The 18,615-nt window shown below is 63.2% G+C and carries 21 protein-coding genes; 8 read left to right on the forward strand and 13 right to left on the reverse strand.

The window, feature by feature from the left end; translation table 11 throughout:
• The first annotated feature begins 86 nt into the window (after nt 1–86).
• Nucleotides 87–716 carry a GyrI-like domain-containing protein gene (locus tag MK745_RS03615; RefSeq protein ID WP_243611900.1) on the forward strand — a complete coding sequence of 210 codons (630 nt, stop codon included), beginning with the start codon at nt 87–89 and terminating at the stop codon, nt 714–716.
• On the opposite strand, the gene MK745_RS03620 is transcribed toward MK745_RS03615, so the two are convergent.
• On the reverse strand, nt 692–1,288 hold the full coding sequence (locus MK745_RS03620; RefSeq protein WP_243611901.1) for a LysE family translocator: 597 nt from the start codon (nt 1,286–1,288) through the stop codon (nt 692–694). The two genes, MK745_RS03615 and MK745_RS03620, sit on opposite strands and share 25 nt — an antisense overlap.
• A gap of 72 nt (nt 1,289–1,360) precedes the next feature.
• On the opposite strand from MK745_RS03620, the gene MK745_RS03625 reads away from it, so the two are divergent.
• The gene (locus MK745_RS03625; protein WP_243611902.1) at nt 1,361–1,813 is read left to right on the forward strand and encodes an Lrp/AsnC family transcriptional regulator; all 453 of its coding nucleotides are present in this window, start codon (nt 1,361–1,363) and stop codon (nt 1,811–1,813) included.
• Between the two features lie 172 nt (nt 1,814–1,985).
• On the opposite strand, the gene MK745_RS03630 is transcribed toward MK745_RS03625, so the two are convergent.
• From MK745_RS03630 to MK745_RS03640, 3 genes are all read right to left on the reverse strand, one after another.
• Nucleotides 1,986–2,603: a hypothetical protein gene (locus tag MK745_RS03630; RefSeq protein ID WP_243611903.1), complete on the reverse strand. Its 618-nt coding sequence runs from the start codon at nt 2,601–2,603 to the stop codon at nt 1,986–1,988.
• A 102-nt stretch (nt 2,604–2,705) separates the two neighbouring features.
• Entirely contained in the window at nt 2,706–3,140 is a 435-nt protein-coding gene (locus tag MK745_RS03635) for a DUF4259 domain-containing protein (RefSeq protein WP_243611904.1), read from the reverse strand.
• Nucleotides 3,141–3,399: 259 nt separating this feature from the next.
• Entirely contained in the window at nt 3,400–4,362 is a 963-nt protein-coding gene (locus tag MK745_RS03640; RefSeq protein WP_243611905.1) for an L-malyl-CoA/beta-methylmalyl-CoA lyase, read from the reverse strand.
• A gap of 298 nt (nt 4,363–4,660) precedes the next feature.
• Here MK745_RS03640 and dgcN point away from each other — a divergent pair, with 298 nt between their 5' ends.
• From dgcN to MK745_RS03655, 3 genes are all read left to right on the forward strand, one after another.
• Nucleotides 4,661–5,662: an N-acetyltransferase DgcN gene (gene dgcN, locus MK745_RS03645; protein WP_243611906.1), complete on the forward strand. Its 1,002-nt coding sequence runs from the start codon at nt 4,661–4,663 to the stop codon at nt 5,660–5,662.
• A gap of 79 nt (nt 5,663–5,741) precedes the next feature.
• Complete coding sequence (dgcA, locus tag MK745_RS03650) at nt 5,742–6,707, forward strand: N-acetyl-D-Glu racemase DgcA (RefSeq protein ID WP_243611907.1); 966 nt, start codon at nt 5,742–5,744, stop codon at nt 6,705–6,707.
• A 10-nt stretch (nt 6,708–6,717) separates the two neighbouring features.
• Complete coding sequence (locus MK745_RS03655; protein WP_243611908.1) at nt 6,718–7,578, forward strand: D-amino-acid transaminase; 861 nt, start codon at nt 6,718–6,720, stop codon at nt 7,576–7,578.
• Between the two features lie 57 nt (nt 7,579–7,635).
• On the opposite strand, the gene MK745_RS03660 is transcribed toward MK745_RS03655, so the two are convergent.
• The 3 genes from MK745_RS03660 to MK745_RS03670 form a co-directional block, all read right to left on the reverse strand.
• Nucleotides 7,636–8,499, reverse strand: a complete 864-nt coding sequence (locus MK745_RS03660; RefSeq protein WP_243611909.1) for a DUF2189 domain-containing protein — start codon at nt 8,497–8,499, stop codon at nt 7,636–7,638.
• A gap of 124 nt (nt 8,500–8,623) precedes the next feature.
• On the reverse strand, nt 8,624–9,193 hold the full coding sequence (rsmD, locus tag MK745_RS03665; RefSeq protein ID WP_243611910.1) for a 16S rRNA (guanine(966)-N(2))-methyltransferase RsmD: 570 nt from the start codon (nt 9,191–9,193) through the stop codon (nt 8,624–8,626).
• The gene (locus MK745_RS03670) at nt 9,190–10,398 is read right to left on the reverse strand and encodes an NAD(P)/FAD-dependent oxidoreductase (protein ID WP_243611911.1); all 1,209 of its coding nucleotides are present in this window, start codon (nt 10,396–10,398) and stop codon (nt 9,190–9,192) included. The genes rsmD and MK745_RS03670 overlap by 4 nt, the downstream gene beginning before the upstream one ends.
• Nucleotides 10,399–10,486: 88 nt before the next feature.
• Here MK745_RS03670 and MK745_RS03675 point away from each other — a divergent pair, with 88 nt between their 5' ends.
• A complete protein-coding gene (locus MK745_RS03675) occupies nt 10,487–10,975 on the forward strand; it encodes a peroxiredoxin (protein ID WP_243611912.1) in 489 nt (162 codons plus the stop codon).
• Between the two features lie 64 nt (nt 10,976–11,039).
• Here the strand turns inward: MK745_RS03675 and MK745_RS03680 are convergent, their stop codons facing one another.
• The 6 genes from MK745_RS03680 to MK745_RS03705 form a co-directional block, all read right to left on the reverse strand.
• Nucleotides 11,040–11,330 (reverse strand): 4a-hydroxytetrahydrobiopterin dehydratase, encoded by a 291-nt coding sequence (locus tag MK745_RS03680; protein WP_243611913.1) that lies wholly within the window; start codon nt 11,328–11,330, stop codon nt 11,040–11,042.
• Nucleotides 11,327–12,514: a GNAT family N-acetyltransferase gene (locus MK745_RS03685; protein ID WP_243611914.1), complete on the reverse strand. Its 1,188-nt coding sequence runs from the start codon at nt 12,512–12,514 to the stop codon at nt 11,327–11,329. Before MK745_RS03685 ends, MK745_RS03680 begins: the two co-directional genes overlap by 4 nt.
• Nucleotides 12,515–12,567: 53 nt before the next feature.
• The gene (locus tag MK745_RS03690) at nt 12,568–13,335 is read right to left on the reverse strand and encodes a glycerophosphodiester phosphodiesterase family protein (RefSeq protein WP_243611915.1); all 768 of its coding nucleotides are present in this window, start codon (nt 13,333–13,335) and stop codon (nt 12,568–12,570) included.
• Nucleotides 13,332–13,793, reverse strand: coding sequence for a RidA family protein (locus MK745_RS03695; protein WP_243611916.1), 462 nt, complete (start codon nt 13,791–13,793; stop codon nt 13,332–13,334). Before MK745_RS03695 ends, MK745_RS03690 begins: the two co-directional genes overlap by 4 nt.
• 113 nt (nt 13,794–13,906) lie before the next feature.
• Nucleotides 13,907–15,211 carry an HlyD family type I secretion periplasmic adaptor subunit gene (locus MK745_RS03700; protein ID WP_243611917.1) on the reverse strand — a complete coding sequence of 435 codons (1,305 nt, stop codon included), beginning with the start codon at nt 15,209–15,211 and terminating at the stop codon, nt 13,907–13,909.
• Nucleotides 15,208–16,944: a type I secretion system permease/ATPase gene (locus MK745_RS03705; protein ID WP_243611918.1), complete on the reverse strand. Its 1,737-nt coding sequence runs from the start codon at nt 16,942–16,944 to the stop codon at nt 15,208–15,210. Before MK745_RS03705 ends, MK745_RS03700 begins: the two co-directional genes overlap by 4 nt.
• A 187-nt stretch (nt 16,945–17,131) precedes the next feature.
• Here MK745_RS03705 and MK745_RS03710 point away from each other — a divergent pair, with 187 nt between their 5' ends.
• Together MK745_RS03710 and MK745_RS03715 are read left to right on the forward strand one after the other, a co-directional pair.
• Nucleotides 17,132–17,875 (forward strand): MlaA family lipoprotein, encoded by a 744-nt coding sequence (locus MK745_RS03710; RefSeq protein ID WP_243611919.1) that lies wholly within the window; start codon nt 17,132–17,134, stop codon nt 17,873–17,875.
• Nucleotides 17,876–17,885: 10 nt separating this feature from the next.
• The gene (locus MK745_RS03715; protein ID WP_243611920.1) at nt 17,886–18,491 is read left to right on the forward strand and encodes an MlaC/ttg2D family ABC transporter substrate-binding protein; all 606 of its coding nucleotides are present in this window, start codon (nt 17,886–17,888) and stop codon (nt 18,489–18,491) included.
• Nucleotides 18,492–18,615: the final 124 nt, after the last annotated feature.

Consider the following 18,615-nt stretch of genomic DNA (forward strand, 5'->3'; position numbering starts at 1 on the left):
ACGCCGGGACACGGCAATTGCAACAATAGGGACGCGTTCGGATTGGTCTGATATGATCGGGTGGCGCGTAGTCATTGGGTTGGAGCATGGACAAGCTTGATTTCAAAAAGGTCGACAAGGCGTTCTATGGCGGCAAGCAGGGGCGGTGGGACCGGATCACGCTTCCCCAGATGACGTTCCTCGCGATTGACGGGCAGGGCGATCCGAACGGGCCGGGCTATGCGGCGGCGCTCGGGGTGCTTTATCCGCTGGCCTATGGGGTCAAGTTCGCCTGCAAGTCCGAGGGCGCGGATTACGTCGTGCCGCCGCTTGAGGCGCTCTGGTGGGCCGAGGATCCGGCGGCTTTTGTCGCGGGGAATCGGGCGGCGTGGCAATGGCGGGCGATGCTTCGGATGCCGGACCGTGTCAGCAATGAGATCGTCGAGGAGGTGCGTGAGAGCGTGCGGGTCAAGCTCTTGAAAAAAGGCGTAGATATTGAGCCTTTGGCGCAGATTGCGCGGCGCGTTTTCGAAGAGGGCGCATGCCTTCAGACCCTCCATGTCGGCCCCTACACGGCGGAAGCTCCGGTTCTTGCAGACCTGCATGAGCGGGTGATGCCGGAGGCCGGGCTGGCCTTCAACGGGGCGCATCACGAGATCTATCTCTCAGACCCGAGGCGGGTTCAGCCGGAAAAGCTCCGCACGATCCTGCGTCAGCCGGTAAAGAGCACCGGATAGAGCGAGGCGACAAGAAGCGCGGCCATGGTCCAGTTGAATGCCGTGAGGCGGGTGGGTGTGCTTAGGACATGGCGCATTTGCTGGCCGAGGAGGGTCCAGCTACTGACGCAGGGCAGGTTCACCGCGCCGAAGATCGCGGCGACGAGGAGCACGGCCATCAGGGACCGGTCCGGCGCATAAAGAGCGATGGCGGTGAGCGCCATGGACCAGGCCTTGGGGTTCACCCATTGGAACAGCGCGGCCTGCAAGAAGGTCAGCGGACGGCCCTCTCCACCGCCCTCGGAGGGGGCGCTTGCATGGGCAATTTTCCAAGCAAGATAAAGGAGATAGGCGGCGCTCAGGACTTTGAGGATGGTGTGGGCGATAGGGAAGGTATCGAAGACCTGCATGAGGCCAATGCCGACAAGGATCACCATGACCACAAAGCCGACGCCGATCCCGAGCATGTGCGGGATGCTGCGCCAGAGGCCGAAATTGGCGCCGGAGGCCATCAGCATGAGGTTGTTCGGCCCCGGCGTGATCGAGGAGACGAAGGCGAAAAGCGCGAAGGCGGCGAGAAGGTCTGGTGTCATGGGGAGAGTTTGCCGCGAAATCCGCGCTATGAAATTGCCTTTTTGTGCGGAGATGGGCTATTTTTGCAATTAATGGCGAGGATGGATCATATCGACGAGCATATATTGCGCGAACTTGGCCGCGATGGGCGGGTGAGCAACCTCGAGCTTGCCGAGCGTGTCGGGCTATCGCCCTCGGCCTGCCTGCGCCGGGTGCAGGAACTTGAGCGCAGTGGAATTATCAAGGGATACCGGGCGGTTACGGATCGCGCGGCGCTTGGCGTCGGGTTCGTGGCCTATATCACGGTGGGGCTTAACGAGCATACGAAGGCGGCGCAGGAAGGGTTCGAGCGGGCGATGCAGCGGGCGCCGGAAGTGCGCGAATGCCATAATATCACGGGGTCGGTGGAGTATCTTCTTCGGGTCGAGGCGGCGGATCTTGTGGCCTATAAACGGTTCCACACGGAGGTTCTTGGGACCGTGCCGCATGTGAACGCGATCACCTCGTATGTGGTCATGGGAAGCCCGAAGGACGAGCGCGCCTGAGGCAAAAGTTAACGGCGAAAATCAACGTCGGTATTACGTCGGTATTGGGTCTGTATCGCGGTGGTGTGGATTCTTGCGCGTGGGGTTTTGTTAAGGGTTGAGGGGCGCTGCCCCTCTTGAGCCTACGGCTCAATTCACCCCGGGATATTTCGGGCAAGAGGAAGAGTGGGCGTCAGCGCGCGAGCGCGGCGCGCAGCGCGGTTTCCGGCGTGGTCAGGACGGGGGTGTCGAGATCGGAGAGCAGCGCGGCGGCGGGGGCCATGCTTGCCTGTGCGAGCAGGATGCAGGCGGGTTTGGCCGTGGGCAGGGCATCGCGGATCGCCCCGGCGATGCAGGCGGCGAAGGCGTCGCGCTCATCCGATTCGAAGAGCGGCCAGAATTGCGGCAGCGGCAGGGGGATGACGTCTGCGGTTTTGTCCGCTCGGGCCAAGGCCCGTTCGAGTGCGGCGCGCGAGGGGGCGGCGGTGCTCTCAAGCGCATAGGCCATGAGGATCGGCCCGCCGATCCGGGCGGCCTCGGTCATGGCGGGGCGGTCGATCACCAGCGCGCCCGCCGTCTCGGCCATGTCGCCGATGGTGGTGCAGGTGCAAAGCGCGGTGCCTTGCGCCGATTGGATGGCTTCGGTGATTTCTTTTATCAGCGCCTCGGTCGGGCCGGACGCGCGGGCGGTTGCGAGCCAGTCGGGGCGCACGACATGATGCAGCACCGCGCCGGGGGTAATGCGGTCGCGCAGGGCGTCGAAGGTGGCGACATGGGCCTCGGCGGTATGCAGGAGGGTGATTTGGGTCATGGGCGCGAGGGTAGGGGAAGGGAGGGGGGAGTGCAAAGTGGAGCGCGGCCCGGAAGGGGATCTTCAAGACGAATGCGGCGAAGGGTTGCTCTGAGCCCAGACCTACCACGCGCTTTGTTTCAGGGCTTTGAGCGCTGCATCCTTCGCGCGGTCCCGATTTAAACGAAAAGCCTCGCCGTCACCTGCATCATCCCACAGCACTGCTAGTTCACTTGGCTCGCCTTCCAATCGACCGAGTGCCAAGAGGACACGTTGCTCCAGATTAGGGATTTTGAGTATGCGCTCGGCATTACGCCTAATGGTCTCGCTATGTCCGGCTACTTGAGCCACTTGCCCAAACCCACCAGCAATACCAATGACTTCGCACATCGCCCAAAAGCTCTGCTCAACATCCGCGGGAATGAGCTCCTTCTTGTCGAAGTGTTCCCCGATGACGGCAAGCGGTGTTGGAATGGCAAGGAAGCCAAGCTTCTCCAAGTGAGCGAGCCAATCACTTGCAGCATCGTTTTCAAATACGCCGACACCCCACGTACCCACGGTAGAGCTCCTTCTGAAATCTCTGCTGGATGTTGCTAGCTGACTTTCGTCGAAAACGGAAGCAAAGTCCCGCATAGCAGACCTCGGTGCAGAAATTGCCAAAGGTCAGCTTTCCGCCCCCTCTACCTTTCCGATCAGCTTCGGCTGCCCAGGGCCGAAAGCCGAGGTCGGCCTGCGCAATCCGTTCCAGATCCCCCAACACAAAACGCCCCCACAGTTTCCTGCGGGGGCGTTTGCTTTTTCACCTTAACCGCCGGGATCAGCCGTTCTTGGCGATCAGCTCGGCTTGGGCGACGATGACTTCGGCTTGTTTGATCGAGGCGATGTCGACGAGGCGGCCTTTGTAGACGGTGGCGCCTTCGCCGTTGGCTTTGGCCTGTTCCATGGCGGCGAGGATTTCGCGGGCCTCGGAGACGGCTTCTTCCGACGGGGTGAAGACCTCGTTGGCCAGCGCGATTTGTTTCGGGTGGATGGCCCATTTGCCGACCATGCCGAGGGTTGCGGAGCGTTTGGCCTGGGCGATGTAGCCTTCGTCATCGGAGAAGTCGCCGAAGGGGCCATCAACGGGCAGGACGCCGTGGGTGCGGCAGGCGGCGACGATGGCGGTCTGGGCCCAGTGCCAGGGGTCGGACCAGTATTTCGCGCCGTCGTGCAGCATGAAATAGGCTTCCTGCGTGCCGCCGATGCCGGTTGTCTGCATGCCCATGGAGGCGGCGAAGTCGGCGGCGCCGAGCGACATGGCCTGAAGGCGGGGCGAGGCGGCGGCGATGGCTTCGACATGGGCGATGCCGGCGGCCGATTCGATGATGACCTCAAACGAGATCGGCTTGGCGCGGCCCTTGGCGGCCTCGATGGCGGTCACGAGGGCGTCGACGGCATAAACGTCTTCGGCACAGCCGACTTTGGGGATCATGATCTGGTCGAGGCGGTCACCGGCCTGTTCGAGGAGGTCTACCACATCGCGATACCAATAGGGGGTGTCGAGGCCGTTGATACGGACGGACATATACTTGTTGCCCCAGTCAACGGTGTTCAGGGCCTCGATGACGTTGGCGCGGGCCATGTCCTTGTCGGTCGGCGCGACGGAATCCTCGAGGTCGAGGTTGATGACGTCGGCGGCAGAGGCGGCCATCTTGGCGAAGAGCTTGGTGTTGGAACCCGGGCCGAACAGCTGGCAGCGGTTGGGACGGGCGGGGGCGGCAGGCTGAATGCGGAAGCTCATGTCGATCCTCTCGGGTAAGGAAGTTTCGATTTTTTCACGCCATTCGGTAGAATATTGCGCATGTCTTCGCAAGCGTTGTTTTGCAGGTGCAGCAATGCGAGACTGTCCCGGCGCGCGACAGGGGCCGGAGGCTGTGGTTGGATTCGGAGTGATCTGGCCCGGAGGCGTCAAGATTTTTGCGTAGAGAGCGCTTTTTGCGGGAGGATTTCTCAAACTGTTCCGAAAAGAGCGCAGCATTTGCAAAGCATTCGTGGGGCGGCTGGGGCAAGGTGAAGGAGAAAAAGACAGGATTACTGCCATGATTCAGACACCGTATCTTCTCTTCCTGGGCGACGCGCCCGACCAACTTGCCGCGAAAGTGGCGCAAGGGATCAAGGACTGGCGTCCGGAAAACGCCGTGGGCCAGTTCCGCATGGAAGGCTGCAAGGCCGATCTTGGCCTGACCGACATGACGCTGGCCGAGGCCAAGGCGGCGGGGGCGAAAACGCTCGTCATTGGCGTGGCCAACCGGGGCGGCGTCATTTCCAAGGCGTGGAAAAAGGTTCTCGTGGCGGCGCTCGAGGAAGGGTTTGACCTGGCTTCGGGCCTGCACAACCTGTTGCGCGACGAGCCGGACCTTGTGGCCGTGGCCGAGGCGACGGGGCAGAGCTTGCATGATGTGCGTATCCCGGAGGTGGATTACCCGATCGCCAACGGCAAGAAGCGCAGCGGCAAGCGGTGCCTTGCGGTGGGCACGGATTGTTCGGTCGGCAAGATGTACACGGCGCTCGCCATGGACGCGGAGATGCGCGAGCGAGGGATGAAGTCGAGCTTTCGGGCGACCGGGCAGACCGGCATTCTGATCACTGGCGACGGTGTGCCGCTCGATGCGGTGATTGCGGATTTCATGGCCGGGTCGGTGGAATGGCTCACGCCGGACAATGACGACGACCACTGGGACCTGATCGAGGGGCAGGGGAGCCTGTTCCATGTGTCCTATTCGGGGGTCACCATGGCGCTTATCCATGGCGGGCAGCCGGATGCGCTTATCCTCAGCCACGAGCCGACGCGCGAACATATGCGGGGCCTGCCGGACTATCAGCAGCCGAGCCTTGAAGAGCTGCGTGACATGGCGCTGGCGCTGGCGAAGGTGGCGAACCCAGCGTGCAAGGTTGTCGGCATCTCGGTCAACACCCAGCACATGGGTGAGGAGGAGGCGAAAGCCTACCTCGGTGGCCTCGAGGAAAGCATGGGGCTTCCGGCGACCGACCCCTATCGCTTTGGCGCGGGCAAGCTGGTCGACGCGCTGGCGGCGATGTAAGCTCGCCTGAGCAACGGGCAGGAGCGGGGGCCAGCCCCCGCACCCCCGGGATATTTTCAGCAAGAGGAAGGAGCGGGGCATGCAGGTTTCCGTCACGCGGGACGTTTTCAAGCTGGCGCAGGTGTTCACCATTTCGCGGGGGTCACGGACCGAGGCGAAGGTGCTCACGGTGCGGATCGAGGAGAACGGTGTCACGGGATGGGGCGAATGCGTGCCCTATGCGCGTTACGATGAGACGCTCGAGAGTGTGACCGCGGAGATCGAGGGCTTGCCCGCGACGTTCGACCGGGTGGCGCTTTATGATCTTCTGCCTGCGGGCGCGGCGCGCAATGCGGTTGATTGCGCGCTTTGGGATCTCGAGGCGAAACAGGCGGGCAAGCGCGTTTGGGAGCTTGCGGGTCTACCAAAGCCGGGGCCGGAGATCACGGCCTATACGCTCTCGCTCGACACACCCGAAAAGATGCAGGCGCAGGCGGCGGAAAACGCGTTTCGCCCGCTCCTCAAGATCAAGCTCGGCACGCCCGATGACATGCCGCGCCTTGAGGCGGTGCGCGCGGGCGCGCCGAAATCGACCATCATTGTCGATGCCAACGAGGGGTGGAGCGCCGAGGTCTATGCCGATCTCGCACCGCATCTTGTGCGGCTTGGCGTGGCGCTTGTGGAGCAGCCCTTGCCCGCGGGAGAGGATGACGCGCTATTGGGCATGGAGCGGCCGGTGCCGGTTTGTGCCGATGAGAGCTGTCACGACCGGGGGAGCCTTGCGGCGCTCAAGGGCAAGTATGACGTTGTGAATATCAAGCTCGACAAGACGGGCGGCCTCACCGAGGCGCTTGCGCTGCGCGCGGCGGCGCTTGCCGAGGGCTATAAGGTTATGGTCGGATGCATGGTGGGATCGTCGCTTGCGATGGCGCCGGCGACGCTTGTGGCGCAAGGCGCGATGGTGACGGACCTTGACGGGCCGCTTCTTCTCGCAGAAGACCGTCCGCAACCTTTGATTTTTGACGATTCCGGGGTGCACCCGCCTGTGGCGGCGCTCTGGGGCTAAGGAGACGGAAATGACCCGCACTGTATTTGTAAACGGAGAGTACCTGCCCGAGGGTGAGGCAACGGTGTCGATCTTTGACCGGGGCTTCCTCATGGCGGATGCGGTTTATGAGGTCACCTCGGTTCTTGGTGGCAAGCTCATAGACTTTGACGGCCATGCGGTGCGGCTTGAGCGGTCGCTCAAGGAGCTCGACATGCAGGCGCCGTGCACGAAGGAGGAGCTTCTCGAGATTCACCGCAAGCTTGTTGAGTTGAACGGGATCGAAGAGGGGATGATCTATCTTCAGGTCACGCGCGGATCGGATGGCGACCGGGATTTTGTCTTTCCGTCGGAAGACACCAAGCCGACCCTCGTTCTTTTCACCCAGAACAAGCCGGGCCTTGCCAATGCGCCAGCGGCGCAGGAAGGGATCAAGGTTATCTCGATCGAGGATATCCGCTGGGGTCGTCGCGACATCAAGACGGTGCAGCTTCTTTATCCGTCGATGGGCAAGATGATGGCCAAGAAGGCGGGTGCGGATGACGCGTGGATGGTCGAGGATGGCTATGTCACTGAAGGCACGTCCAACAACGCCTATTTCGTCAAGGACGGCAAGATCGTGACCCGCCCGCTTTCGAACGACATTCTGCACGGGATCACCCGCAAGGCGGTTCTGCGGATGGCGGAAGAGGCGCAGATGGAAATCGAAGAGCGTCTTTTCACAATTGAAGAGGCGAAGGACGCGGACGAGGCGTTTGTGACCTCTGCGAGTGCCTTCGTGATGCCGGTTGTGGAGATCGACGGGGCAACGGTTGGCGACGGGGTGCCGGGGCGGATCGCCAAGCGCCTGCGCGAGATTTACCTCGACGAGAGCATGAAGGCCGCGATCTAACAGGTTCGGCAAGACGGATTGGAAAGGCGCGACCGGGAAGGCCGCGCCTTTTTCGTGTCAGTCGTCGAAGTCGATGGCGAGGCGGTAGAGGTGCCATGTGCCATGCCCAAGGACCGGAAGCACCACGATCAGCCCGAGGAAGAGCGGTAGGCTTCCCAAAAGGAGGAGCGCCGCGACCACGATGCCCCATGCGATGACGGCAAGCGGGTTCTTGCGGGCGACGCGCAGGGATGCGGCGACTGCGACGGGCAGGCCAACGGGGCGGTCGATCAGCATCGGCAGGCTTGTGAGCGTGGTCACAAGGACGATTAGGGCGAAAATGCCACCGACGCCGATGCCGAGCCATGCGAGGGTCCAGCCTTCTGCGGTTGTCAGCACGTCCCGGGCGAATCCCATCACGCTCGTTGGCATGGCGGGGCCGAGGGTCACGTTGTAGATCGCAAGGGCCGAGGCGACCCAGAGCGTAAACAGCGCCAATAGGTAGAGACCCATCGTCAGCACCGGGCCGATCATGTGACCGTCCAATGAGGCGAACGCGGTGCCCCAGCGCGGGGCGGGATCGGTTTCAGCGTGTCGGCTCATGGCATAGAGGCCGATGGCGGCGATGGGGCCAAGCAGCGCAAAGCCCGAAACCAGCGGGAAGAGAAGCGGCAGAAGCGCGGCGTGAAAGGCAAAGCCCGCCAGAAGCAGCCCCACAATGGGGTAGATCACCACGAGCATCAGCACGTCGCTTCGCAGGTGCAGGAAATCGCGCCAGCCGAGGCGCAGAGCAAGTCCGACCTCTCGTAGGCCGATTGTGTTCACGCGGGGCGACACGTTGGGGTCGCTGCGCATCCCCGAGGTGGCCCCGGCAAGCGCGTGGCCTGTGCCGACCGCTGCCTGAGCGCCCCAACTGAGCGGGTTACCGATTGTCTGAACCATGGCGTCCTCCCTAATGGTCTAGGGCAGGCGCGTGGCACATGGGACATGAATGTGCAGAGCCCTGTGCCGAAGGCGGCGGCCTGCCGTGTCCCTTGAGAGTATCACAAATGCGCCGTCCGCGCCCTCACGATTGCGAGATAGGGGCGAGGAAGGTCACATGAGTGTCGCCGTATTTGCGGCAATCGAGAAGGTCGAAGCCCTCGGGCGCGGGCTGGGGCGCGTTTTCTTCCCAGACGATGAGGGCGTCGGGCGCGATCCAGTTTCCCGCCCGTGCGGCGGCGAGCGCGGTGGTGCCGAGGCCCTTGCCATAGGGCGGATCAAGGAAGATCAGATCATAGGGCGCGCCGGTGTTGGCGGGTAGGCGTGTGGCGTCGCGGGCAATGAGGGTCGTCGCGGCTTTGCTGCGCGTCAGGCGGATGTTCTCGCGGATGAGGCTTTGGGATTTGCGACCGTCATCGACGAAGGTTGTGCAGGTAGCGCCACGCGACAGCGCCTCGAGGCCAAGCGCGCCGGTGCCTGCGAAAAGGTCGAGGGTGCGCGCGCCGGTGATGGGGTCGCCGAACTTGCCGCCCATGAGGACGTTGAACAGGCTTTCGCGGACGCGGTCCGTTGTCGGGCGCAGATGCGCGCCCGCGTCCCCCTTGCCGACACTGGCCAGCGCCGTGCCGCGACATGTTCCGGCGATGATCCTCACAGCTTCATCAGGGCCTTCATGTCGGTTTCCGGGTCAGCGATGAGCGAGGGCGCAGGCGATTTGCCGCCTTCGATCAGGCGTTTGCCGATCATGTAATCGCGCGGTGCGTTCATGGCGTCGACGGCGAGGAGCGTGTCGCCCGCGTAATACCAGAAGGAGACGGAGTCGCCTTCGCCCGCGCGGGTTACGACGCTGTCATAGCCCGTGTTGAGGCCCGCGATCTGGAGCTTGATGTCGTATTGATCGGACCAGAACCACGGCTTGGCGGTATAGTCCTTGCCCGCGCCCATGATGTTTTCGGCAACGCATTCGGCCTGATCAATGGCGTTGGGCACACTTTCAAGGCGGATGCGCCCCCCCTTGTATGGGAAGGAGGCGCAATCACCCGCGGCCCAGACATGGGGGGTTGAGGTGCGGCCCTGTGCGTCGGTCTTGATGCCGTTCTCGATCTCGATCCCGGCCTCTTCGGCGAGGGTCGTGGCGGGGGTGATGCCGACGCCGACAATGACGAAATCCACATCGATCTCGCGCCCATCGCTTAGGCGCGCACCAGTGACGCGGGTGTCGCCGACGAGGGTTTCGAGGCCCACGCCTTCGATGATCTCGACCCCATGGCGGGCGTGCATCTCGCGGAAGTAGGCGGAGGTTTCGGGCGCGGCGACACGTTGCAGGATGCGGTCGGCCATTTCAACCAGCGTGACCTTGAGCCCGCGTGAGGCGGCGACGGCGGCGGCTTCGAGGCCGATATATCCCCCGCCCACGATGAGCGCGTGGCGGCCTTCGACGAAGTCCGGCGCCATGGTGTCCACGTCGCGCAGGTCACGCACCACATGGACGCCTTCGAGCAGGCCGCCGATGGCGGGCGGCAGGCGGCGGGGGACAGAGCCGGTCGTCAGGACCAGCTCGTCATAGTCGATCCGGTGCCCGCCCGCGATCACGGCCTTGTCGGCAGTGTCGATGGATTGCACGGTTTCGTTCAGGTGCAGGTCGATGCCGTTCTCGGAATAGAAGCTTTCGGGGCGCAGATAGAGCCGTTCGAGCTCCATCTCGCCAAGCAGGTATTTCTTGGACAGTGGCGGGCGTTGATAGGGGGGCACAGGTTCCTCACCGATCAGCGTCACCTTGCCGTCGAACCCGCTATTGCGCAGCTTTGCGACGAGGGCCGAACCCGCCTGTCCTGCACCGATCACCACGACATGCGTCATGTCCTCACCTCGATATCACCTGTTTCCTTTTCAGGGATGGAGCCTATATCTGGGACTTGGGAAAACGCAATTGAACAAAGGACAAGAGATGACGATTTCTGTGGGCGATAAGCTACCCGAAGGCAACTTGATGCGTCTTGGTGAAGGCGGACCCGAGCCGGTCGCCCTTGAGGGGCTGGTGAAGGGGCGCAAGATCGCGCTTTTTGGCCTGCCGGGGGCGTTCACCTCGACCTGTTCCAACGCGCATTTGCCGAGCTTTACGCGCAATGTCGAGGCGATCAAAGCCAAGGGCGTGGACGAGATCATTTGTATTTCGGTGAATGACCCTTGGGTCGTGAAGGCGTGGGACGATGTCACGGGAGCAAGCGGCGATGGCGTCACGCTCCTCAGCGACCCGGACGCGTCGATCACGCTTGCCATGGGTCTTGAGTTTTCGGCGCCGCCGGTCGGCTTCGTCAACCGCACCCGCCGCTTTGCCGCCATCGTCGAGGACGGTGAGGTCACCTGGATTCAGGAAGAAGAGAAAGCCGGCGTGTTCGAACGCACCTCCGGCGAGGAGCTGCTCGCGGCGCTTTGAGGGCGATCCGCGAGACGAAAAAACGGGCCGGTTGCGGCCCGTTTTGCCTTTGTGAGAGCCTGTTTTAGAGACTATCCATCTTCCGCGCGAGTTTGGCGTCGAGGGCGCTTAGCCCGTCGACATCGTGAGTTGTCAGGGTGACTTCGACGCGGTTGTAGGTGTTGCTCCATTCCGGGTGATGGTCCCATTTCTCGGCCCAGAGGGCGGCGCGGGTCATCCAGCCGAAGGCGTCTGTGAAACTCTCGAATTTGAACTGTTTATGGATCGCGTCGCGGCCCTCAACGAGGGTCCAGCCGGAGGCGAGAAGCGGGGCCAGAAGGGCCTCGCGGGCGGTGTCGCTTAGTCTTTCGCTCATTCGTGATCCTCTCGTGTGTCTTGTCGGAACGGACCCCAGGAGGTCAGCACCTCTATTTCCTCGCTCACGGCGCGGCGTTCGGCCTCAAGATACTCTTCCACGGCGCGGGCGAAACCCTGATCCGCGATCCAGTGCAGGGAATGAGTCTCGACCGGCAGGTATCCGCGCGCGAGTTTGTGTTCGCCCTGTGCGCCCGCTTCGACGCGGGACAGGCCATGCGTGAGCGCCCAGTCCATCGCCTGATAATAGCACAGTTCGAAATGCAGGCAGGCATGGTCCTCGATGCAGCCCCAGTAGCGCCCGAAGAGCGTGTCGCGGCCGATCAGGTTCATCGCGCCAGCGATGGGCTGGCCATATCGCTCGGCGAAGATCAGGAGGATGTCGTCGCGCATCGTGTCGTGCAGGAGGTCGAAGAAAGCGCGGGTGAGGTAGGGCGTGCCCCATTTGCGGGCGCCCGTGTCCTGATAGAACATCCACATGGCATCCCAGTGTTCGGGGCGGATTTGGTCGCCTGTGAGGGTCACGATCTCGCCGCCGAAACCTTGCGCGCGGGCGCGTTCCTTGCGGATGTTTTTGCGTTTGCGCGAGGAGAGCGAGGCGAGGAAGCCGTCGAAGGTCTCGTAGCCTTGGTCGATCCAATGGAACTGTTGCCCGGTGCGGTGCTGGAGGCCCATTTGCCGCCCGGCCTCGGCCTCTGCTTCGGTGCAGAAGGTCAGGTGGAGGGAGGAAAGTCCGTTGTCGGCGCCGATCTGCACCGCGCCTTGGACGAGGGCGGAGGCGCCCGTGGTCTCAAAGCCCGGACGGGTCAGGAGACGGCGGCCCGTGACGGGGGTAAAGGGCACGGCGATCTGCAGTTTCGGGTAGTAGCGCCCGCCCGCGCCCTCGTAGGCATGGGCCCAGCTATGGTCAAAGACGTATTCGCCCTGGCTATGGGATTTGACGTAGAGCGGGGCGCAGGCGATGACCTCGCCGTCGCGCCGGGCGGTGAGGTAACGGGGCCCCCAGCCGGTGCCGGGGCCGACCGAGCCGCTTTGTTCGAGAGCGGAAAGGAAGCGGTAGGTCGTAAAGGGATCGGCGGGGCGGGTGCCATCCGCGGCCTCAGGGCAGGCGCAGGCGTCCCAGTCGGCTTGGCCGATGCTGGAAATCGTCTCGGATAGGCTGATCTCGATCTGTGCGCCGTCCATGTGCGGCTCTCCCTCGTTCGCCTTTTGACTATGTGGGGCGCGGCGGGGGCGGATCAAGCGGGGATCGGTGCGGCGTAGCCTTCGAAGGTGATGTTGTCGGCGACGCGGCGGGCTTCTGCCTCCTCGGCGGGCGAGCGCACGGTCCAGCACAGCACAGGCGCGCCGCTGGCCTTGATCTCGGCGACGCGGGGGCGGGAGAGGTCGGCTGCGCGGTGGCTTATGAAGCTTGCGCCGGTGCGGTCGAAATCGGGGATGGCGCGCAACTCGTCGCGGCGCGCGGGTGGCACGAGAGGCCAGCCTTTGTCGTCATAGGCATCCGTCACGAGGCCACGCGGTACGTGGGGCGCGAGGGAGGCCAGTGCGGCGACGGAATGGGGATTGAAGGACATGAAGGCGAGCGGGCCATCATAACCCGCGACATCGCGCGCCGCGGCCTCTTCAAGCGCGCCAATATTGGGGCCGAGTACGCCGTCCTGATCCTTGATCTCGACCAGAAGCGGCACCCGGCCCGCAACAAGGGCGAGCACCTCGGCGAATGTCGGGATGCCCTCGTCGCCGCCAAGGAGGGCGATCCCGCCGAGGGTTTTGGCGGGTTGCGTGCTTATCGTGCCCTCCTGACCGGTCAGGCGTTTCAGGGCGTAGTCGTGAAACACCATGGCGCGCCCGTCCGAGGAGGGCTGAAGGTCGATCTCGATGCCATAGCCGGCCTCAATCGCGGCACGGATGGCGGCGCGGCTGTTTTCCGGGCGGCCATCGGCCAGATCATGCAGGGCACGGTGGGCGATGGGCGCGGCGAGGAAGGCCGGGGGCAGCGGGGTCATTTGATTTCGAAGATGCCTTCGATTTCGACGGCCACGCCAAGCGGCAGCGCGGCGGCGGAGACGGCGGAACGCGCATGGCGGCCGGCCTCGCCGAGGGCTTCGACGAAGAAGTCGGAGGCTCCGTTGATGACCTTGGGTTGGTCGGTGTAATCGCCGGTCGAATTTACAAAGCCGGTCAGTTTGACCACCCGTACCAGGCGCTCGAGGTCGCCATCGCACGCTTTCTTCACTTGGGCGAGGAGGCCGATGGCACAGGTCTTGGCGGCGGCGGCGCCCGCCTCGGTGTCCATGTCGTCACCAAGTTTGCCAATGATGAGACCCTCTTCGTTCATGGAAATCTGACCCGAGACATAGACGGTATTTCCGGTCTGGACATAAGGCACGTAGTTGGCGGCCGGGGCCGGGGCGTCGGGCAGCGTCACGCCGAGGTCGGCGAGGCGGGTTTCGATTGTGCTCATGGGGTCATCCTTTCCTGTACGACTTGCCGCGACGCTAGACCGGGCCGGGCGGCAAGGAAAGGCTAAAATCGGCGTGCCGGAGGACAGGACCGGCACGCGTTTGACCAATGGTCTTATTCGCGGAACGCCTTGACGAAATAGTCGGTCAGCGGCTTCAGCAGATAGGCGATCGGGGCATGGTCGCCGGTGCGCAGATAGGTCTCGGCGGGCATGCCGGGGACGAGGCGCGCGTTGTCCGGTAGTTTCTCGATTTCCCCATCTTGGAGGACGATCTCGGTCCGGTAATAGGAGATGCCGGTCTGTTCGTCGGTGAAGGCGTCGGCAGAGACTTTGGTCACCGCGCCGAAGAGTTCGGGGGTGTTGCGCTGATCGAGGGCGGAGAAGCGCAGGATGACCTCTTGTCCGGTAAAGACCTTATCGACGTGGATCGTCGGCACTTGGGCGGCGATCACGAGGGGGCGGTCCTGCGGCACGATGAACAGCACCGGATCGGCAGCACGGATCACAGAGCGCGGCGTAAAGACCCGCAGCCCGTAGACGATTCCGGACACGGGCGCGGTGATGTCGAGGCGGGCGAGTTGTTCGCGCAGGGCGCGGCGTTGCTCGGCCAGTTCAAGCTCGCGGTATTGCAGGTCGCGCAGGCGGGTGATGGCCTCTTCGCGGCGGCGGGTCGAGAGCTTGATAATCTCGATTTCGATCTCGGTGATGCGGCCCAAGGCCTGTGCGCGGGTGGCGGCAAGCTCTCCAACGCGACCGCTTAGCGAGGCTTCTTCGCGTTGCAAGGACAGGACGCGGCTTGCCTGTGCGAGCCCTTTGGCGAGGAGGCTACGCTGATCCACGAGTTCTTCGACGATGAGCGCAAGCTGCACTTCGAGGGCTTCCTGCTGGGCCTCGATGCCGCGCACCTGATCGGCGATCTGACCGCGGCGTTTGCCGAGTTGATCGACTTCGCGATCCAGCGAGTCGAGCCGGGCGCGGAACAGACGGCGCTGGCCATCGAGGATATCCTGCACGTTGGGATTGTTGCGGGCGATCTCGAGAAGTTCGTCGTCAAAGACCACCTCAGCACTCTCGTCGCGTTCGGCGGTGAGACGTCCGCGGCGCGCCATCAGCTCATAGAGCTGTCCCTCGACGATGGCGAGGTTGGAGGCGAGAAGGGTCGAATCCAGCCGGATCAGGGTCTGTCCTGCCTCGATCAAGTCGCCTTCATCGACGAGGATTTCTTCGACCACGCCACCATCCGGGTGTTGCACCACCTGCCGGTTCTGATCGACCTCGATGCGCCCGCTGGCGATCACCGCGCCAGAGAGTTCGGAAAACACCGACCAAGAGCCGAAGCCCCCGACCAGGATCAGGAGCGCAACGAATCCGATGGTCAGCGGGGTGCGGGCAGACCAGGTTGTCTTGGGGTCGCTCATTGGACACCGCCTCCCTTACCGGTCGCTTGCTGAATCTGTTGATGATTGACGACCATGTTGCGCAGTACCTCATCCTTGGGTCCGAAGGCCGTGCGCAGGCCTCCGTCGATGACGAGCAAAAGATCGCATTCCTGGATCGCGGCGGGGCGGTGCGCCATGATGAGCACCGATTTGCCCGCGGCCTTCATGGCCTTGATCGCGCCGTTGAGCGCAACAGAGCCTTCGTTGTCGAGGTTGGAATTCGGCTCGTCCAGCACGAGGATCACCGGATCGGCGTAGAGGGCGCGGGCGAGGCCGATGCGCTGAATTTGACCGCCGGAGAGGCGCCCACCACCCTGCGAAATGCGGGTGTCATAGCCATCGGGAAGACGCACGATCATGTCATGTGCTGCGGCTTTCTTCGCGGCGGCGACCACCTTCTCGGCATCGGGCGCGCCCGAGAGGCGGGCGATGTTCTCGGCGATGCTACCTTCGAAGAGCTGCACGCGCTGGGGCAGGTAGCCGATATATTCGCCGAGACGGTCGGGATCATATTGATCAAGCGTCGCGCCATCGAGGCGGATCTTCCCTGCGGCCGGGGGCCAGACTCCGGTCAGGGCGCGTGCCAGCGTCGATTTGCCTGCGCCGGAGGGACCGATCACGCCAAGCGCCTGTCCGGGTTGCAGCGCGAAGGTCACGCCGCGCAAGGCCGCCTGTTTCTCGCCGGGGGGGAAGACCGTGAGCTGATGCACGTCGAGATGTGCTTTGGGGGCAGGCAGTTCGGTGCGCGCGCCTTCCGGAGGCACGGCAGACAGCAATTCGGAAAGGTTGTTCCAGCCCTGCCGTGCGCGTTGCACCGTTTGCCATTGCGCAATGGCCAGTTCGATGGGCGCCAAGGCGCGTCCGAGCAGGATTGAGCCTGCGATCATCGCGCCAGGAGTCAGTTCACCGAGAAGAACAAGATAGGCCCCGAGGCCGAGCATCGCGGATTGCAGGAAAAGGCGGAATGTCTTGGTCGTGGAGGTGAAGCCACCGCTCAGGTCGGAGGCGGCCACCTGTGCCTTGAGCGAGGCATCGCGCGCGCTCTGCCAGCGGTCAAAGGCGGCGGTGCGCATCCCCATGGCCTGCACCATCTCGGATTCGGTCCGAATCTGTTCGCCGAGCATTTCGGCACGATGCGTGCGCGTGCTGGCTTTGAGCAGCGGAGAGCGCGTCACCGACTGGTTCAGGTAGGTCGCAGCAATCAGCAGCCCCCCACCACCGATCGCAAGCAGGCCAAGCCAGGGGTGAAACAGGGCGATCCCGGCGAGGAAGAACGGGGTCCACGGGATGTCAAAGGCCGAGATCAGGACCGGAGAGGACATCAGCCGCTGAATCGATTCGAGATCGCGCAGGCCGGTTTGGGCGTTGGCATCGGGCGCAACGGCGGATTTGCGCAGCACTGCATCGAACACGCGTCGATCCAGCCGGGTTTGAAAGCGGGCGCCGACGCGGGCCAGAATACGGCCGCGTGAGAAATCGAGAAGCCCCATGACCCCATAAAGAAAGGCCACCAACACCGAAAGCGCGAGCAGTGTCGCCTCGGAGCGGCTTCCGAGGACGCGATCATAGACCTGCAACATGTAAAGCGGCCCGGTGAGCATCAGAAGGTTGGCAAAGAAGCTAAACACCCCCACACCCCAGTAGAGTCGGCGGCTTTCGCGGCGCGCGGCGCGGAGTTCTTCGAGGCCTTTCTGGTTGGAGGTTTGCTTCATGGATGTTTTACCTGCCGTCTAAATCGCTTTAGTCTCGACCTGATCGCCGGGAAATGCCCGATTCTGTCGCTCCTGCGCCACAGGTGGTGATGAAAGAGGGCGAAAACGTTTCGACCCGCGCCCTGATTGGTCTAAATGACCTGATACGAAGTTCAAAGATAGAATACCAATAATAACTGGTGCCTTAATGTCTCGCCTGACTTACATCATTCGCGCGTCTTTCCTGGGGGTAGGGCTGCTGCTATCGGCCTGTGCCACGGTTGATCCGGAGGTTTCGACTCAAGGGGTCAGCGACCCGCGTGAGGCCGAGAACCGTCAAATGCACGCCTTCAACAAGGACGTGGACCGGGTGCTCTTTTCTCCGGTCGCGGACGGCTACGGGATGATCGTTCCGAAACCCGTGCGCAACAGCGTGAGTCGGTTTGCCGATCACCTGTCGCTTCCCAATGACGTGATGAACAACCTTTTGCAGGCCGATATCGGCGGTGCGATGCACAATACCTTCCGGTTCGCGGTCAACACGATCGTCGGGCTTGGCGGGTTCTTCGATCCGGCCACGGCGATGGGCGTGCAGCGCGCAGACACCGATTTCGGCGAAACGCTTCACAAGTGGGGCGCACCGGAAGGCAACTATGTCGAATTGCCGTTGTTCGGCCCGTCGACAACTCGCGATACGGTCGGGCTCGTGGTTGACCTCGTGACCGATCCGGTGACGGTCGCGCTTGAGGCGCCGGAGCGGTATCTTGGCACTGGGGCCTATGTGCTGAACAAGCTTGGCAACCGCTATGACTATGACGCGACCATCGACTCGCTCCTATATGAGAGCGCCGACAGCTATGCGCAGGCGCGCAGCATCTACATTCAGAACCGGCGCTTCGACCTCGGGATCACCTCGGGCGATGCGTATGCCGACCCCTATCTCGAACCCTAAGGAGACCCTTATGCAGAGTGAGACGACACGGCGCATGTTTCTTGGGGGCGTTGCGGCCAGCGGCCTTGTGGCCCTGACCCCCGCACGGGCTCTCGCGCTGAGCGATGCGCAGGCCACGCAGCTTGTCGACCGCGTGGTCGCCGACATTAACAAAGTCATCGCGAGCGGCGGATCCCTGTCGCAGATGATTAGCCAGTTCGAGCGTATTTTCGCCCGTTACGCTGATGTGCCGATCATTGCGCGTTCGGCGCTGGGCGTGGATGCGCGGCGGGCCTCGTCGGGCCAGCTTCGGGCCTATACCTCGGCTTTCCAAGGCTATATCGCGCGCAAATACGGCAAGCGCTTTGAGGAGTTCGTGGGCGGCGAGATCACCGTTCAGGGCACCCGCCAGGTCAAGAGTTTTCATGAGGTGCGTGCTTCGGTGAAGCTGCGCGGGCAGTCGCCTTTTCAGGTCAACTTCCTTGTTTCGGACAAGTCGGGCAAGCCGCGCTTCTTCGACATGATCATCGAGGGGATTTCGCTGCGCCTGAGCGAGAAGGAAGAGATCGGCGCGATGCTCGACCGTCGCAAGGGCAATATCGACCAGCTTGTTGCGGATCTGAAATCCGCCGGGTGAGACCCGCAGATGTTTGGATTTGAAGGCGCGTCCCGAGCGGGGCGCGCTTTTTTCGTGGCCGGAGCTATTCAGCGGTGCGCGCCTTCGGGCGCGCGCAGGACATGCGCCCCGAGGGGCGCGGATC

The organism is Shimia aestuarii, from assembly GCF_022814865.1.
In the GTDB taxonomy this organism is placed as follows: Bacteria; Pseudomonadota; Alphaproteobacteria; order Rhodobacterales; family Rhodobacteraceae; genus Shimia; species Shimia aestuarii_A.

What these genes read in the sequence shown, in the direction of transcription:
- MK745_RS03655 (WP_243611908.1), top strand. Translation starts at nt 6,718, where the DNA reads ATGACCCGCACTGTATTTGTAAACGGAGAGTACCTGCCCGAGGGTGAG.
- MK745_RS03620 (WP_243611901.1), bottom strand. Translation starts at nt 1,288, where the DNA reads ATGACACCAGACCTTCTCGCCGCCTTCGCGCTTTTCGCCTTCGTCTCC.
- MK745_RS03680 (WP_243611913.1), bottom strand. Translation starts at nt 11,330, where the DNA reads ATGAGCGAAAGACTAAGCGACACCGCCCGCGAGGCCCTTCTGGCCCCG.
- MK745_RS03675 (WP_243611912.1), top strand. Translation starts at nt 10,487, where the DNA reads ATGACGATTTCTGTGGGCGATAAGCTACCCGAAGGCAACTTGATGCGT.
- dgcN (WP_243611906.1), top strand. Translation starts at nt 4,661, where the DNA reads ATGATTCAGACACCGTATCTTCTCTTCCTGGGCGACGCGCCCGACCAA.
- dgcA (WP_243611907.1), top strand. Translation starts at nt 5,742, where the DNA reads ATGCAGGTTTCCGTCACGCGGGACGTTTTCAAGCTGGCGCAGGTGTTC.
- MK745_RS03670 (WP_243611911.1), bottom strand. Translation starts at nt 10,398, where the DNA reads ATGACGCATGTCGTGGTGATCGGTGCAGGACAGGCGGGTTCGGCCCTC.
- MK745_RS03640 (WP_243611905.1), bottom strand. Translation starts at nt 4,362, where the DNA reads ATGAGCTTCCGCATTCAGCCTGCCGCCCCCGCCCGTCCCAACCGCTGC.
- MK745_RS03710 (WP_243611919.1), top strand. Translation starts at nt 17,132, where the DNA reads ATGTCTCGCCTGACTTACATCATTCGCGCGTCTTTCCTGGGGGTAGGG.
- MK745_RS03685 (WP_243611914.1), bottom strand. Translation starts at nt 12,514, where the DNA reads ATGGACGGCGCACAGATCGAGATCAGCCTATCCGAGACGATTTCCAGC.
- MK745_RS03715 (WP_243611920.1), top strand. Translation starts at nt 17,886, where the DNA reads ATGCAGAGTGAGACGACACGGCGCATGTTTCTTGGGGGCGTTGCGGCC.
- MK745_RS03705 (WP_243611918.1), bottom strand. Translation starts at nt 16,944, where the DNA reads ATGAAGCAAACCTCCAACCAGAAAGGCCTCGAAGAACTCCGCGCCGCG.
- MK745_RS03700 (WP_243611917.1), bottom strand. Translation starts at nt 15,211, where the DNA reads ATGAGCGACCCCAAGACAACCTGGTCTGCCCGCACCCCGCTGACCATC.
- MK745_RS03615 (WP_243611900.1), top strand. Translation starts at nt 87, where the DNA reads ATGGACAAGCTTGATTTCAAAAAGGTCGACAAGGCGTTCTATGGCGGC.
- MK745_RS03660 (WP_243611909.1), bottom strand. Translation starts at nt 8,499, where the DNA reads ATGGTTCAGACAATCGGTAACCCGCTCAGTTGGGGCGCTCAGGCAGCG.
- MK745_RS03630 (WP_243611903.1), bottom strand. Translation starts at nt 2,603, where the DNA reads ATGACCCAAATCACCCTCCTGCATACCGCCGAGGCCCATGTCGCCACC.
- MK745_RS03695 (WP_243611916.1), bottom strand. Translation starts at nt 13,793, where the DNA reads ATGAGCACAATCGAAACCCGCCTCGCCGACCTCGGCGTGACGCTGCCC.
- MK745_RS03625 (WP_243611902.1), top strand. Translation starts at nt 1,361, where the DNA reads ATGGCGAGGATGGATCATATCGACGAGCATATATTGCGCGAACTTGGC.
- MK745_RS03690 (WP_243611915.1), bottom strand. Translation starts at nt 13,335, where the DNA reads ATGACCCCGCTGCCCCCGGCCTTCCTCGCCGCGCCCATCGCCCACCGT.